General features: G+C 61.6%; 14 protein-coding genes. 8 read left to right on the plus strand and 6 right to left on the minus strand.

Annotated elements, in window-relative coordinates:
• Positions 1 to 253 precede the first annotated feature (253 nt).
• Entirely contained in the window at positions 254 to 1,552 is a 1,299-nt protein-coding gene (locus tag AC1UK9_RS27980) for an MFS transporter (RefSeq protein WP_025112654.1), read from the minus strand.
• A gap of 378 nt (positions 1,553 to 1,930) precedes the next feature.
• Between AC1UK9_RS27980 and AC1UK9_RS27985 the strand changes: the two genes are divergently transcribed.
• Together AC1UK9_RS27985 and AC1UK9_RS27990 are read left to right on the plus strand one after the other, a co-directional pair.
• A complete protein-coding gene (locus AC1UK9_RS27985; RefSeq protein ID WP_003229628.1) occupies positions 1,931 to 2,335 on the plus strand; it encodes an acyl-CoA thioesterase in 405 nt (134 codons plus the stop codon).
• A 58-nt stretch (positions 2,336 to 2,393) separates the two neighbouring features.
• Positions 2,394 to 3,293 carry a D-hexose-6-phosphate mutarotase gene (locus AC1UK9_RS27990; protein WP_025112653.1) on the plus strand — a complete coding sequence of 300 codons (900 nt, stop codon included), beginning with the start codon at positions 2,394 to 2,396 and terminating at the stop codon, positions 3,291 to 3,293.
• A 126-nt stretch (positions 3,294 to 3,419) separates the two neighbouring features.
• On the opposite strand, the gene AC1UK9_RS27995 is transcribed toward AC1UK9_RS27990, so the two are convergent.
• From AC1UK9_RS27995 to AC1UK9_RS28015, 5 genes are all read right to left on the minus strand, one after another.
• On the minus strand, positions 3,420 to 3,956 hold the full coding sequence (locus AC1UK9_RS27995) for a DUF3299 domain-containing protein (RefSeq protein WP_025112652.1): 537 nt from the start codon (positions 3,954 to 3,956) through the stop codon (positions 3,420 to 3,422).
• A gap of 102 nt (positions 3,957 to 4,058) precedes the next feature.
• Positions 4,059 to 4,304: a GlsB/YeaQ/YmgE family stress response membrane protein gene (locus AC1UK9_RS28000; protein ID WP_003229635.1), complete on the minus strand. Its 246-nt coding sequence runs from the start codon at positions 4,302 to 4,304 to the stop codon at positions 4,059 to 4,061.
• Between the two features lie 106 nt (positions 4,305 to 4,410).
• Positions 4,411 to 5,493 (minus strand): 5-(carboxyamino)imidazole ribonucleotide synthase, encoded by a 1,083-nt coding sequence (locus tag AC1UK9_RS28005; RefSeq protein ID WP_473013970.1) that lies wholly within the window; start codon positions 5,491 to 5,493, stop codon positions 4,411 to 4,413.
• Between the two features lie 10 nt (positions 5,494 to 5,503).
• Positions 5,504 to 5,995 (minus strand): 5-(carboxyamino)imidazole ribonucleotide mutase, encoded by a 492-nt coding sequence (gene purE / locus AC1UK9_RS28010; protein ID WP_003229641.1) that lies wholly within the window; start codon positions 5,993 to 5,995, stop codon positions 5,504 to 5,506.
• 333 nt (positions 5,996 to 6,328) lie between these two features.
• Positions 6,329 to 7,237, minus strand: a complete 909-nt coding sequence (locus AC1UK9_RS28015) for a LysR substrate-binding domain-containing protein (protein ID WP_007962273.1) — start codon at positions 7,235 to 7,237, stop codon at positions 6,329 to 6,331.
• 180 nt (positions 7,238 to 7,417) lie between these two features.
• Between AC1UK9_RS28015 and aspA the strand changes: the two genes are divergently transcribed.
• From aspA to AC1UK9_RS28045, 6 genes are all read left to right on the plus strand, one after another.
• Entirely contained in the window at positions 7,418 to 8,842 is a 1,425-nt protein-coding gene (aspA, locus tag AC1UK9_RS28020; RefSeq protein ID WP_003229645.1) for an aspartate ammonia-lyase, read from the plus strand.
• 532 nt (positions 8,843 to 9,374) lie between these two features.
• The gene (locus tag AC1UK9_RS28025; RefSeq protein ID WP_025112650.1) at positions 9,375 to 10,820 is read left to right on the plus strand and encodes an alanine/glycine:cation symporter family protein; all 1,446 of its coding nucleotides are present in this window, start codon (positions 9,375 to 9,377) and stop codon (positions 10,818 to 10,820) included.
• 169 nt (positions 10,821 to 10,989) lie between these two features.
• Positions 10,990 to 11,994, plus strand: coding sequence for an asparaginase (locus AC1UK9_RS28030; RefSeq protein ID WP_482578869.1), 1,005 nt, complete (start codon positions 10,990 to 10,992; stop codon positions 11,992 to 11,994).
• A gap of 167 nt (positions 11,995 to 12,161) precedes the next feature.
• The gene (locus tag AC1UK9_RS28035; RefSeq protein WP_025112648.1) at positions 12,162 to 13,157 is read left to right on the plus strand and encodes an AraC family transcriptional regulator; all 996 of its coding nucleotides are present in this window, start codon (positions 12,162 to 12,164) and stop codon (positions 13,155 to 13,157) included.
• A gap of 312 nt (positions 13,158 to 13,469) precedes the next feature.
• Positions 13,470 to 14,495, plus strand: coding sequence for a histone deacetylase family protein (locus AC1UK9_RS28040; RefSeq protein WP_482578870.1), 1,026 nt, complete (start codon positions 13,470 to 13,472; stop codon positions 14,493 to 14,495).
• Positions 14,492 to 15,592 (plus strand): polyamine ABC transporter substrate-binding protein, encoded by a 1,101-nt coding sequence (locus AC1UK9_RS28045; protein WP_025112646.1) that lies wholly within the window; start codon positions 14,492 to 14,494, stop codon positions 15,590 to 15,592. Before AC1UK9_RS28040 ends, AC1UK9_RS28045 begins: the two co-directional genes overlap by 4 nt.
• Positions 15,593 to 15,739 lie beyond the last annotated feature (147 nt).

Raw genomic sequence — 15,739 nt, forward strand, 5'->3', positions numbered from 1 at the left:
CTTACTCCTAGCAGATAGGGTGTGTTAAGTCGGGGCCAAGTATCAGCAGGCCGTGTGAACACTCTATGGCTGAAATATGACAATTGGATGAAAGGCCAGCATCGGGGTTTTACAAGATGATTCGAAGGTATTAGAGAACAACGCAGAACCAATGTGGGAGCGGGCTTGTTCGCTAAAAGGCCGTGTCATCCTATTCATATAGAGACTGACATACCGCATTCGCGAGCAAGCCCGCTCCCACTGGTGAAGATTTTTAGCGCCCCTTCTTCCACAGCCATGCGCCGACCAGAATCCCCATCGTGCAAAGGACGGCTACATAGTAAGCCGGCCCCATCGCACTTTCTTTAAGCAGCAGACTGACCACCATTGGCGTCAGGCCACCGAAGATCGCGTATGCCACGTTGTACGAGAACGACAACCCACTGAAGCGCACCACTGGCGGGAACGCCTTGACCATCACGTACGGCACCGCACCGATGGTGCCGACCAGCAGGCCGGTCAGGGCATACAGCGGAAACAGCCAGTTCGGGTGATCGGCGAGGCTGTGATAGAAGGTCCAGGAGCTGATCAGCAGCCCCAGGCTACCGAAGACAAACACCCGGCCGGCGCCGAAACGATCCGCCAGGGCGCCGGAGATGATGCAGCCAACGCTCAGGAACACGATCGCCAGGCTGTTCGATTGCAGTGCCACCGTCGGTGAGAAGTGATAGACCGTTTGCAGTACGGTCGGGGTCATCAGGATCACTACAACGATCCCGGCCGACAGCAACCAGGTCAGCAGCATCGAGACCGCAATCGCCCCGCGATGGTCACGCAGCACCGCTCGCAGCGGCACCTCTTCGGCCAGCGCCTTGCGCAGTTGCAGCTCGGCGAACACCGGCGTTTCGTGCAGCCAGCGGCGCAGGTAAACCGAGAACAAGCCGAACACGCCGCCGAGCAGGAACGGGATCCGCCAGGCGTAATCCGCAACTTCCAGTGGTGTGTAGAGGCTGTTGATCGCGGTAGCAACCAGCGACCCGAGGAGGATGCCCGCCGTCAGGCCGCTGGTCAGCGTGCCGCAGGCGTAGCCAATGTGCTTTTGCGGCACGTGTTCGGAAACGAAGACCCACGCCCCCGGCACTTCACCGCCAATCGCCGCGCCCTGGATCACCCGCATCAGCAACAGCAGAATCGGTGCCCACAGGCCGATCTGCGCGTAGGTCGGCAGCAGACCCATGATCAGCGTTGGCACGGCCATCATGAAAATGCTCAGGGTGAACATCTTCTTGCGTCCCAGCAGGTCGCCGAAGTGCGCCATGACGATGCCGCCCAGCGGCCGCGCCAGGTAACCGGCGGCGAAAATACCGAAGGTTTGCATCAGGCGCAGCCACTCGGGCATGTCGGCCGGGAAGAACAGCTTGCCGACCACAGTGGCGAAGAACACGAAGATGATGAAGTCGTAAAACTCCAGCGCACCGCCCAGGGCCGATAGCGACAGAGTCTTGTAGTCATTGCGGGTCAACGGTCGTGCGGGTTGCTCGGGCTGCGCGAGGCTCGAAGGCGCTGTGGTCATGGCAAGGGCTTCTCTTATAGTCGGATCTACCGCCACAACAACGCTGGCTGTGGCTTGGGCAGGTTCGGCACCATAGCAAATTGTTCGAAAAAGCACATAGAGGCGCGTATTTGACGGTCAAAATCAGAACCCGATGGTCGTCGCGGAGTCTACCGACCGATATACTCGCAACCTTGCTCCGGTTTGTAGGGGGTTGCTGTGCGAAAACGTCGTTGGTCGCCTTGGTGCGTGGATCCAGCCGCTTTCGCAGAGTTTCCCCTTTAGGCGCCTTATGGAAAACGTGACGAACGTAGTATGTTCGGTGCTGAATCGTTTTTCCTGAAGACGGCTACCACCAGCAATACCAACGAAGAGTCACGGGTCAGAGGCACCCCCGGCATGATAGAGCTAGAACAAGAAGATCCGATCCCGCAAGGCGACCTGGCCCTGCAAATTACCGCACTCCCCCGCGAAACCAACGGCTTCGGCGATATTTTCGGTGGCTGGCTGGTGGCGCAGATGGATCTGGCTGGCACTGCTATGGCCAGCCGCGTGGCAGGTGGTCGTGTAGCGACCGTAGCCATCGACCGCATGGCGTTTCTGGTGCCGGTCGCTGTCGGCGCGCAATTGTCCTTTTATACCCAGACCCTGGAAATCGGCCGCAGCTCGATCCAGATGATGGTCGAGGTGTGGAGCGACGATCCGCTGTCCAGCGAGTGGCGTAAAGTGACCGAAGCGGTATTCGTCTTCGTCGCCATCGATGGCAGCGGGCGCACCCGTTCGGTACCGCCGCGCGCGCGTTAAACCTCGCCGCGGTTTTGCGGTCGATAGTCGTCCCAAGTGTCTGATCGAGAGCTGTCCCATGAACACGCCCAACGTTGAAGCGGTGAAACTGGATGAACTGAACTGCTGGCGCATCCGCCACGGTCAGGCCGAAGTGCTGGTGGCCCAACAAGGCGCGCACATCCTCAGTTATCAGATCGACGGCCAGCCGCCGATCATCTGGCTCAACGACAAGGCCGTGTTCAAGACCGGCAAAAGCATTCGCGCCGGCGTGCCGGTGTGCTGGCCGTGGTTCGGCGTCTTCGAGCGCAACCCGCAGAGCGTCAAAGCCATGCGCGTCAGCGACGAACCGGCGCCGGCTCACGGTTTTGTCCGGGCGATGGATTGGGAATTGGGCGGCATCGAAGCCGAAGGCGATGGCATCAAGGTCGAGTTCAAGCTGCCCTACCCTGAAGCGGGTTTCCCGGGCTGGCCGCATCAGGTCGACCTGACCCTGACCCTGCATCTGAATGATCAGTTGCACATCAGCCTGACCAGTCATAACCGGGGCGCCGAAACAGTCAGCCTCAGCCAGGCTTTGCATACTTATTTCGCCGTCAGCGATGTGCGCAACGTGCATGTCGACGGTGTCGATGGTTTGAATTACATCGAGACCCTGGACAACTGGAATACCCACAGCCAGCAAGGCGAACTGCGCTTTGCCGGGGAAACCGACCGCATCTACCTCAATGCGCCGCCGCAACTGAGCATTGTCGACCCGGCCTGGGAACGGCGAATCGCCCTGACCGCCACTGGTTCGCGCACCGCGGTGATCTGGAACCCGTGGATCGACCGCGCGGCGGCGTTTAGCGACATGGACAACGATGGCTGGCAGCGCATGCTGTGCATCGAGACCGCGAATGTGATGGATGACGTGGTGAACCTGGCCTCGGGCGCCAGCCACACCATGGGCGTCAGCGTCGGCAGCAAACCGCTTTAAACCAAACAACAGAACGAACTGTGGGAGGGGGCTTGCTCCCGAAGGCGATGCTTCAGTCAACTGATCCATTGACTGACACACCGCCTTCGGGAGCACGCCCCCTCCCACAGTTGTTTTGCGCAGGTGTCAGAGATCGGACTCTTTCACCACCCGCACCTTGTCCGCCTCCAGCGCATACGCCGCGTCAGCCAGATCATTGCTGACCTTCTCGATCTTCAGCGTGCCGGTCACCCACAGCGGCGTGTAGATGTCATCCAGCTTCAAGCCCTTTGGATAACGTACCAGCACCAGTTGATTCGGCGGCGGTGGCGGCACGTGGATGCACGCGCCCGGGTACGGCACGAGGAAGAACAGCGTGCTACGGCCCTTGGCATCGGACTCCAGCGGCACCGGGTAGCCACCGATGCGGATGTGCTTGTCGTTCATCGACGCCACGGTTTTGGTCGAATACATCACCGCCGGCAGGCCCTTGGCCTGTTTCATGCCGCCCTTCTCGGTGAAGGTGCCGGTGGCTTCGGGGGAGTTGTGATCGATTTCGGGCATGGCCTCGAGGGCTTTCTGGTCCGACTTGGGCATCAGTTCCAGCCAGTCGGTTTCCGGCAGTTCGCCGGCGTGGGCCAGACCGCTGCCCAGCAAAAGAAGAGTCAACAAAAGACGGCGCATGGAAGTGCTCGGTAAAAGATGCTCGGATAAAGGAAGGACGTTGAATCGCCGAGCATTCTAGCCCTCCCTGCCGCGTTGGCAGAGAGGGCTTGGTCGCTTGGATCAGTTCTTTTTGATCAGGCCGTAGATCACCAGCAGCACGATCGCACCGACCAGCGCGCCAATGAAACCTGCGCCTTGACCGGCCTGATAGATACCCAGGGCCTGGCCGCCGTAAGTGGCCGCCAGCGAACCGCCGATACCGAGCAGGATGGTCATGATCCAGCCCATGCTGTCATCGCCCGGTTTGAGGAAGCGTGCCAGCAGGCCGACGATCAAGCCGATAAAAATGGTTCCGATAATTCCCATGACATTTCCCTCTGATTGATTGGCTATAGCCTAGCCAGACTTTGGCATCCTGCCATCAGAGAACGGCGGTTCCCGAAGGTTCCGCCGCTGCCAGATGAAACTGTCGTTACTCGGCGATCAGCGCTTCGACCTTGACGATCTGCGCCTGCAGCGTGGCCATGTCGGCGCAGCGCAGGTTGGCGTGGCCGACCTTGCGTCCGGCCTTGAACGCTTTGCCATAGTGGTGCAGATGGCAATCTTCGATGGCGACGACTTTCTCCACCGGCGGAACCACGCCGATGAAATTGAGCATCGCGCTCTCGCCGACCTTGGCCGTCGAACCCAGCGGCAGACCGGCCACGGCACGCAGATGGTTTTCGAACTGGCTGCACTCGGCGCCTTCGGTGGTCCAGTGCCCGGAGTTGTGTACGCGCGGAGCGATTTCGTTGGCCTTGAGGCCACCGTCGACTTCAAAGAACTCGAACGCCATCACGCCCACATAATCGAGCTGCTTGAGCACACGGCTGGAGTAGTCTTCGGCCAGGGCCTGCAACGGGTGATCGGTGCTGGCGACCGACAGCTTGAGGATGCCGCTGTCGTGGGTGTTGTGCACCAGTGGGTAGAACCTGGTTTCACCATCGCGGGCACGCACGGCGATCAGCGAGACTTCGCCGGTGAACGGCACGAAGCCTTCCAGCAGACAGGCAACGCTGCCCAGTTCGGCGAACGTGCCGACCACGTCTTCTGGCTTGCGCAGGACTTTCTGGCCCTTGCCGTCGTAACCCAGGGTACGGGTTTTCAGCACGGCTGGCAGACCGATGGCAGCCACGGCGGCATCCAGATCGGCTTGCGACTGAATGTCAGCGAAGGCCGGGGTCGGAATCCCCAAGTCTTTGAACATGCTCTTCTCGAACCAGCGGTCGCGAGCGATGCGCAGGGCTTCGGCGCTCGGGTACACCGGCACGAATTGCGAAAGGAACGCCACGGTTTCGGCCGGGACACTTTCAAATTCGAAGGTTACCAGATCGACTTCGTCGGCCAGTTGGCGCAGGTGATCCTGATCGCCGTAATCGGCCCGCAGGTGTTCGCCCAGTGCCGCGGCGCAAGCGTCCGGCGCAGGGTCGAGGAAAGCGAAGTTCATGCCCAGCGGAGTCCCCGCCAGCGCCAACATGCGGCCCAACTGGCCGCCACCGATTACACCGATCTTCATCTCAACAACCTCAGGCAATACGTGGGTCTGGATTGTCCAGGACGCTGTCTGTCTGCTCGGCACGGAAGGTTTTCAGTACCGCGTGGAACTGTGGATGCTTGGCGCCCAGGATGCTCGCCGAGAGCAGGGCTGCGTTGATCGCGCCGGCCTTGCCGATGGCCAGGGTGGCAACCGGAATGCCGGCTGGCATCTGCACGATCGACAGCAGCGAATCGACGCCCGACAGCATCGACGACTGCACCGGCACGCCCAGCACCGGCAGGTGGGTCTTGGCCGCACACATGCCTGGCAGGTGGGCTGCGCCACCGGCACCGGCGATGATCACCTCGATGCCGCGGCCCTCAGCCTCTTCGGCGTACTGGAACAGCAGATCCGGGGTGCGGTGGGCGGAAACCACCTTGACCTCGTACGGGATGCCGAGCTTTTCCAGCATATCGGCGGTGTGGCTAAGGGTGGACCAATCGGACTTGGAGCCCATGATCACGCCAACCAGTGCACTCATCGTCGCGCCTCTTCTCTCTGGAGCGCCCGCAGGCGCGTCATAAAACAACAAGCCACGCAGGTTGCGTGGCTTGATTGTACGAAAAATGGCCGGACGTACCGGCCGAAGGCCGCGCAGTATACCGCAAAGAAGCCAATAAACAGCCCCCGATGCGACCATCTGTCAAATGAGCGAAAGGCCCGGTTTTATTGACTCAAAGGTCAGCGCTAGAACACCGCAAATCCCCCGGTGGGAGCAGGCTTGCTCGCGAAGGCGCCAGGTCGGCTACATGGATGTCGACTGACACGTCGCCTTCGCGAGCAAGCCCGCTCCCACACGTGGATCTACCGTGGTTCAGGAAGCCTGCGCAGCGCCGCCTTCGAGCTTGCGCCAGAGCAACCGAACGTTGGCCTTGCGCACCAGCGCGCAGCGGTACAGGCGAATCTCCAGCGGCACGTGCCATTGCGGGCCGCCGCAGACCACAAGCTCGCCACGTGCCAGCTCGGCACGCACGCTCAGTTGCGGCACCCAGGCGATGCCGAGGCCTTCCAGGGCCATGCTCTTGAGGCTGTCGGCCATGGCCGTTTCGTAGATGGTGGTGAAACGCAGCTGGCGCTGGCGCAACAAGCCGTTTACCGAACGCCCGAGAAACGCCCCGGCACTGTAGGCCAGCAACGGCACGCTGGCCTCGCCCTCCAGATCGAACAACGGCTTGCCATCGGCATCCGCCGCGCACACTGGCAGCATCTCGGTCTGGCCCAGGTGCAACGATGGAAAGATTTCCGGGTCCATCTGCATCGCTGCATCCGGGTCGTAGAACGCCAGCATCAGGTCACAACCGCCTTCGCGCAGCGCATGCACCGCGTCGCCGACGTTGGTCGCCACCAGTCGCGTGGCGATGTTCAGCCCTTCATTGCGCAGTTGTGCGATCCAGCGCGGGAAGAAGCCCAGTGCCAGCGAGTGCGCGGCAGCAACCTGCATCACCTCGCCCTGCCCGCCTTCCAGATGGTGCAGGTGACGCAGCACTTCCCCGAGCTGTTCGACCACGGTGCGCGCGGTCACCAGAAACAATTGCCCGGCCGCCGTCAGCTCGATCGGCGTGCGCGAACGGTTGACCAGCGTCAACCCGAGCGCTGCTTCGAGGCTGCGGATCCGGCGGCTGAACGCCGGCTGGGTCACGAAGCGCCGTTCGGCCGCCTGCGAGAAGCTGCGAGTGGCGGCCAGAGCACTGAAGTCCTCGAGCCATTTGCTTTCCAGATTCATCACGTCCTCCCGGGAACGCACCAAAACAGGTCACACGTCTGCCGCGCACGCGGCGTCACACGGGCATTATGCCGAATGTGCATAGGCCAGTGTTTAACAGCATTGGCCCAAAAAATCCCACAAGCCTAGCATTCGCAGCGTTCCGGCATAGACCGGGTCCATATCGAGATGATTTCTATCATGTCCTCCGCTGCATCTTTCCGCACAGAAAACGACCTGCTTGGCGCCCTCGAAGTACCGGCTCAAGCGTATTACGGCATCCAGACCCTGCGAGCGGTGAACAACTTCCGTCTCTCCGGCGTTCCGATTTCGCATTACCCGAAACTGGTTGTAGGTCTGGCGATGGTCAAACAGGCCGCCGCTGACGCCAACCGTGAGTTGGGTCACCTGAGCGAAGCCAAGCACGCTGCCATCAGCGAAGCCTGTGCCCGATTGATCCGCGGTGATTTCCACGAAGAGTTCGTGGTCGACATGATTCAAGGTGGCGCCGGTACTTCCACCAACATGAACGCCAACGAAGTGATCGCCAACATTGCTCTGGAAGCAATGGGTCACCAGAAAGGCGAGTACCAGTACCTGCACCCGAACGACGACGTCAACATGGCGCAGTCGACCAACGATGCTTACCCGACCGCAATCCGCCTGGGTCTGCTGCTGGGTCACGACGCGCTGCTGGCCAGCCTCGACAGCCTGATTCAGGCCTTCGCCGCCAAGGGTGAAGAATTCAACCACGTCCTGAAGATGGGTCGTACCCAACTGCAAGACGCCGTGCCGATGACCTTGGGTCAAGAGTTCCGTGCATTCGCCACCACCATGGGCGAAGACCTGGCCCGTCTGAAGACGCTGGCCCCGGAACTGCTGACTGAAGTGAACCTGGGCGGCACCGCGATCGGCACCGGCATCAACGCCGACCCGCGTTATCAGGCGCTGGCCGTTCAGCGTCTGGCGCTGATCAGCGGTCAACCGCTGGTTCCAGCCGCCGACCTGATCGAAGCCACCTCCGACATGGGCGCGTTCGTGCTGTTCTCCGGCATGCTCAAGCGCACCGCGGTCAAGCTGTCGAAGATCTGCAACGACCTGCGCCTGCTGTCCAGCGGCCCACGTACCGGGATCAACGAAATCAACCTGCCGGCGCGTCAACCAGGCAGCTCGATCATGCCTGGCAAGGTCAACCCGGTGATTCCGGAAGCCGTCAACCAGGTGGCCTTCCAGGTCATCGGTAACGATCTGGCGCTGACCATGGCAGCCGAAGGCGGCCAACTGCAGCTGAACGTGATGGAGCCGCTGATCGCCTTCAAGATCCTCGACTCGATCCGCCTGCTGCAACGCGCCATGGACATGCTGCGCGAGCACTGCATCGTCGGCATCACCGCCAACGAAGCCCGCTGCCGCGAACTGGTCGAACACTCGATCGGTCTGGTCACCGCGCTGAACCCGTACATCGGCTACAAAAACGCCACCCGCATCGCCCGTATCGCCCTTGAAAGCGGCCGTGGCGTGCTGGAACTGGTGCGCGAAGAAGGTCTGCTCGACGAAGCCATGCTCGCCGACATCCTGCGCCCGGAAAACATGATTGCTCCGCGTCTGGTTCCGCTCAAAGCCTGAGCCCGCGCGTAACTTGTAGCACCGCTCACCAGGTCGAGGGACTAGACACCTCTCACCTTTTGAGGGCTTGGGGATGATTCCCCAAGCCCTTTTTTTTAACTTTCTGATCCTGAGACCCGAATGTCTGGGGACTGATCAATGTGGGAGCGAGCCTGCTCGCGAATGTGCCTGTCAGTTGATGCACTGGTTGACTGATCCACCGCTTTCGCGAGCAGACTCGCTCCCACAAAAGAGCAATCCCCGCACAAGCCCGGCGCCGGTAACGCCGGGTGTTTCAAAGCCTCGTTTCGTCGCTTGCACCACGACTGTGCAGACGGGCGCGTCACTGATCGGTATAGTGCCGCCCCTCTTCGCATGAGCGGTCGTCGGTAACGAGGCCACAACCCATGCGAAACCCGAACTAATAACAAACCCGCGATATGGAACCGGGACGAAACCTTCGCCTCACCCGTCGTGCCGTGCGCACACCGGTGTAACACGATGTTTCTTCCATCCAGCATTTGCTCACACAAAAAACAGCGAGGAAAAATCCATGCTCGAAGTCATTAACGACTTCCTCTCAGGGAAAGTACTGATCGTGCTCATTGTCGGGCTCGGTAGCTACTTCACGATTCGCTCGCGTTTCGTTCAATTGCGCCACTTCTTCCACATGTTTGCGGTGTTCCGCGACAGCCTCAAAGGCAGCGCCGGGCAGCTCAGCTCGTTCCAGGCCCTGATGCTCAGCCTTGCCGGCCGTGTCGGTGCAGGCAACATCGCCGGTGTCGGCATCGCCGTGACCCTCGGTGGGCCGGGTGCGGTGTTCTGGATGTGGGTGACCGCACTGGTCGGCATGTCCAGCAGCTTCTTCGAATGTACGCTGGCCCAGGTCTACAAGCGCGCCGATGGCGACGGCCTGTACCGTGGCGGTCCGGCTTACTACATCCAGCACGGCCTGAAACTCAAAGGCATGGCAGTGGTGTTTTCGATCCTGCTGCTTGTCACCTACGGCTTCGCCTTCATCGGCCTGCAGTCCTACACCGTGACCCACTCGCTGCAAAACGCCTTTGCCTTTGACCCGCAACACACCGGTATCGTCCTGGCGGTGCTGCTGGCCATCACCTTCATCGGCGGCATCAAGCGCATTGCCTCGGTGTCCGACCTGCTGGTTCCGGTCAAGACCCTGGCCTATATCGCCGTGACCCTGTACGTGATCGGCACCCAGATCGAACACGTACCGGCCATGCTGGTCACCATCTTCAAGAGCGCCTTCGGTCTCGACCCGGCCTTCGGCGGCCTGCTCGGCAGCGCCATCGTCATGGGTGTGAAGCGCGGCGTGTTCGCCAACGAAGCGGGCCTGGGCAGTGCGCCAAACGTCGCCGCCGTGGCTGCCGTGAAGCACCCGGGCGCCCAAGGTGTGGTCCAGGCGTTCAGCGTGTTCCTCGACACCTTCGTGATCTGCACCTGCACCGCGCTGCTGATCCTGCTGTCGGGCTTCTACACCCCGGGCTTCGAAGGTGACGGCATCGTCCTGACCCAGAACTCGCTGGCCGCGGTGGTCGGTGACTGGGGTCGCATGTTCGTCAGCGTCGCGCTGTCGCTGTTCGTCTTCACCTGCATCCTCTACAACTACTACCTGGGCGAGAACAGCTTGCAGTTCCTCACCCGCAACCGCGCTGCGCTGATGACTTTCCGCGGCCTGGTGCTGGCGCTGGTGGTCTGGGGTTCGATGCAGGACCTGTCGACCGTGTTCGCCTTCGCCGACATCACCATGACCTGCCTGGCCTTCGTCAACCTGGTGGCTTTGGCCATGCTGTTCAAGGTCGGCATGCGCGTGATGCGCGACTACGACGGACAGCGCCGCGCCGGCGTCAAACAGCCCGTGTTCGACTCCAGCAAATTTACCGATCTGGACCTGGACCTGAAGGCCTGGCCGACCAGCCCGCAAGCCGCCGGCAAGACCGAAGTCGAGCCGCAAGGCGTCCCTGCAGCGCAACGCTGACAGGTGAATGACGGGCGCATCCCCTGCGCCCGTCAGTTACAGTGCAATGCATTACCTGTGAGAGCGGGCTTGCTCGCGAAGGCGGTGAATCAGTCAAATATCGTTAGCTGACCCACCGCCTTCGCGAGCAAGCCCGCTCCCACCTGTCATCTCTTGTGGAGACCCTCAGATGATTGCCAATTCCTTCCCCGCCGCCCAACACGTCATGGTGCTCTACACCGGTGGCACCATCGGCATGCAGGCCAGCGCCAATGGCCTGGCCCCGGCGTCCGGTTTCGAAGCCCGCATGCGCGACTACCTGCACAGCCAGCCTGAGTTGGTGGTGCCGCAGTGGCGCTTCCGGGAAATGTCGCCGCTGATCGACAGCGCCAACATGACCCCGGCCTATTGGCAGCAATTGCGTGAAGCGGTGGTCGATGCCGTTGACGTGCAGGGCTGCGACAGTGTGTTGATCCTGCATGGCACCGACACGCTGGCTTACAGCGCCGCCGCGATGAGTTTCCAGTTGCTCGGCCTGCATGCCCGCGTCTGCTTCACCGGCTCCATGCTGCCGGCGGGCGTCACTGACAGCGATGCCTGGGAAAACCTCGGCGGCGCACTGGTTGCCCTCGGCCAGGGCCTGGCGCCGGGCGTGCACCTGTACTTCCACGGCGAACTGCTGGCCCCGACCCGTTGCGCGAAAGTGCGCAGTTTCGGCCGTCATCCATTCAAACGCCTGGAGCGTCAAGGTGGCGGCGTGAAAGCCACGTCGATTCCTGCAGCGTTGAACTACAACCAGCCCAAGCAACTGGCGAATGTCGCAGTGCTGCCGCTGTTCCCCGGCATCAGCGCCGGGATTGTCGACGGCCTGCTCGACGGCGGCATCCAAGGCCTGGTGCTGGAGTGCTACGGCAGCGGCACCGGACCGAGCGACAATCCCGAGTTCCTCGAAAGCCTTGGCCGCGCGCGGGACAACGGTGTGGTGGTGGTCGCGGTCACGCAGTGCCACGAAGGCGGCGTCGAGCTGGATGTTTACGAAGCCGGCAGCCGGTTGCGTGGCGTTGGTGTGCTGTCCGGTGGCGGCATGACCCGCGAGGCGGCGTTCGGCAAGTTGCAGGCGTTGCTGGGTGCAGGCCTGGAATCGGCTGAAGTGCGCCGACTGATCGAACTGGACCTGTGTGGCGAGTTGATCTGACACCACACACTCCCCCTGTGGGAGCGGGCTTGCTCGCGAAGGCGTCAGGTCAGACAGGCTGATGTCGACTGACACGACGCTTTCGCGAGCAAGCCCGCTCCCGCAATGGGATCTGCGTCCGGCATGTAACTTGCTGCGCTCCAGCCATCCCCAGGCTGGAAGATCGTATGCTGCACTCCCACCTCACCACCCTCAATGCCGTCTCGCTGATCCTCAACACCTTCAAGACCGAGGGCCTTTGCGGTGACGCGCTGCTGGCCGGCAGCGGCATCAGTGCCGCGGACCTGAACCGCGCCGACACGCGCATCACCACCAATCAGGAAATGCAGGTCTGCGCCAACGCGGTCGCGCTCAAGCACGACATCGGCCTTGAACTGGGCCGACGCATGCACGTGTCCTGCTACGGCATCCTCGGTTACGCGCTGCTGACCTGTGCCACCTTCGGTGACGCTTTGCGTCTGGCGATTCGTTATCCGGCGCTGTTGGGAACACTTTTCGAACTGAGCCTGGAAGACGATGGCGAGCGCATCTGGTTCGTCGCCGCCGATTACCGCGAGAGCCCGGCGATGGCAGTGTTCAACGCCGAGTTCTGCCTGGTGTCGCTGAAAGTGATTTGCGACGACCTGCTCGGCCATCCCCTGCCCCTGCTCGCCACGCGGTTCGAGCACGCGGCGCCGGATTACCGCGACAGCTACGCCGAACACTTCGACAGCCCGCTGCACTTCGCCGCCCGGGACAACGCGTTCGCCTTCGACCGCTGCTGGCTCGAACAGCCGCTGCCGCTGGCCGACGCCATCACCCATCAGGCCATGGCCGAGCGCTGCCGCAAGCAGAACCTCGAATTTACCGGCCGCCAGGCCTGGCTCGGGCGTATCCGCCAGTTGCTTAGCGCTCAACTGAATGCCGCGCCGGGGCTGGAAGGCCTGGCCCAGCAGATGAAATGCTCGCCGCGCACCCTGCGCCGCCACCTCAAAGACATGGGCAGCAGTTATCAGGAGCTGCTCGACGAACTGCGTTTCGAGCGCGCCAAGCAGATGCTGTGCGAGGATCAGTTGCCGATCTACCGCATCGCCGAGACGCTGGGCTTCAGCGAAACCGCGAGTTTCCGCCACGCGTTCGTACGCTGGAGCGGTGTGGCGCCGAGCCAGTTTCGCCCGCACTGATATCCCACATTGAAAGGCGGGCGCTCAGCGATTTGCTGTCATGCACGGAGTCCTGTGGGAGCGGGCTTGCTCGCGAAGGCGGCGTGTCAGTCGTCATCAATGCATCTGACACACTGTATTCACGAGTAAGCCCGCTGCCACAAGTAACGCATTCCATGCCTTGAATCGAGGCATGGCTGCATTGAAGGAGGGGCGAATTTCGGTCAGATCTTTTGGCCATATCGATCCCCTTTTGGCCTTTCCTGCCGTTCTCCGATTCGCCGCGCGCCGCAACACTGGGGATAACCGAATCAGCCCTGCGGAGAACAACAAATGCTGACGATCTACTCAGACGATCACCACCTGCACCATGGCCGCTGCGAACTCATCGACGGCCAGCTCAAGCCATGTTTCGAAATGCCCTCGCGCGCCGACCACGTGCTGCAGCGGGTCAGAAACCAGAACCTCGGCGCAGTCGAAGCGCCGAAGGATTTCGGCCTGGAGCCGATCGCACGGATCCATAGCCGCGACTACCTCGATTTCTTCAAGGGTGCGTGGCAGCGCTGGACCGAATTCAACACCGACGGCGACCTCCTGCCGTACACCTGGCCGGCACGTACGCTGCGGCAGATCAAACCGACCAGCCTGCACGGCGAGCTTGGCTATTACAGCTTCGACGGCGGTGCACCGATCACCGCCGGCACCTGGCAGGCGGCGTACAGCGCAGCGCAAGTGGCATTGACCGCCCAAGCGAAAATCCAGCGTGGCGCACGCAGTGCCTTCGCCCTGTGCCGTCCACCGGGACACCATGCCGCCAGCGATTTGATGGGCGGTTATTGCTACCTCAACAATGCCGCCATCGCCGCTCAGGCCTTCCTCGATCAGGGCCACAAAAAGATCGCGATCCTCGACGTCGACTACCACCATGGCAACGGCACGCAGTCGATTTTCTACGAGCGCAGTGATGTGCTGTTCACCTCGATCCACGGCCACCCGGAAGCAGAATTCCCATTCTTCCTTGGCTATGACGATGAGCGCGGCGAAGGCGCCGGTGAGGGCTTCAACTTCAACTACCCGCTGCCTGCCGGCTCCGGCTGGGACGTGTGGAGTGCGGCGCTGGAGCAGGCCTGCAACGAAATCGACAGCTACGGCGCCGACATCATTGTCGTGTCGCTGGGCGTCGACACGTTCAAGGACGATCCGATCTCGCAATTCAAACTCGACAGCCCGGATTATCTGGCCATGGGCAAGCGCATTGCCGCGCTTGGCAAACCAACCCTGTTCGTCATGGAAGGCGGTTACGCGGTGGAAGAAATCGGCATCAACGCGGTGAACGTGCTGGAAGGGTTTGAACAATGAACCGCTTCAAGCAATTGATCGCGCCAGCCCTGTGCGCGGCGCTGCTGAGCAGCGCTGCCCACGCCGAAGAACGCACCTTGCGCGTCTACAACTGGTTCGACTACATCACGCCCAAGGCGCTGGAAGACTTCAAGGCACAGAACACCCAGACCAAACTGGTCTACGACATCTTCGACACCAACGAAGCCCTGGAAGCCAAGCTGCTGACCGGCAACTCCGGCTATGACGTGGTGGTACCGTCCAACGTGTTCCTCGCCAAGCAGATCGAAGCCGGGGTGTTCCAGCCATTGGATCGCAGCAAGTTGCCGAACTGGAACCACCTCGATCCGAAACTGATGAAGCTGATCGAAGCCAACGACCCGGGCAACCAGTTCGCCGTGCCGTACATGTACGGCACCATTCTGATCGGCTTCAACCCGGCAAAGGTCAAGGCCGCGCTGGGTGACAACGCACCGGTGGACAGCTGGGACCTGATCTTCAAGGAAGAGAACATCAGCAAGCTCAAGCAGTGCGGTGTCGCCCTGCTCGACTCGCCGTCGGAGATTCTGCCGCTGGCCCTGCAACACCTGGGCCTGGACCCCAACAGCAAAAACCCGGCGGACTACGCAAAAGCCGAAGCGCTGCTGATGAAGATCCGCCCGTACATCACCTACTTCCACTCCTCCAAGTACATGGCCGATATCGCCAACGGTGACATCTGCGTCGCGGTCGGCTATTCCGGCAGCTTCTCGCAGGCGGCCAACCGCGCCAAAGAAGCGAAGAACGGCGTGGTGGTCGACATGCGCCTGCCCAAGGAAGGCGCGCCGATCTGGTTCGACATGCTCGCGATTCCCAAGGGTGCGAAGAACACCGAGGACGCCTACACCTTTATCAACTACTTGCTGCAACCGGCAGTGATTGCCCCGGTCAGCGACTTCGTCGGCTACCCGAACCCGAACAAGGACGCCACCGGGCTGGTCGATCCGGCGATCCGCAACAACCCCAATCTGTACCCGACCGACGCGGCGATGAATACGCTGTACACCCTGCAACCATTGCCCCGCGATGCCGAGCGGGCGCGAACCCGGGCCTGGACCAAAATCAAGTCCGGCACCTGAGCCGCATCACTTTCCCGCCGTCACCTGGACCTGCGCCTGCGCAGGTCTTTTTTTGCCTGCGATATCTATCTACCACCCAGAGCCCTCTGCCCGTCACTACCTTGCAACGGATCGCCCACCGCACCCGCCACGGTGCCTGTTGCTCCC

The sequence above is a fragment of the Pseudomonas sp. AK-TSAG1-1 genome (genome assembly GCF_056821665.1).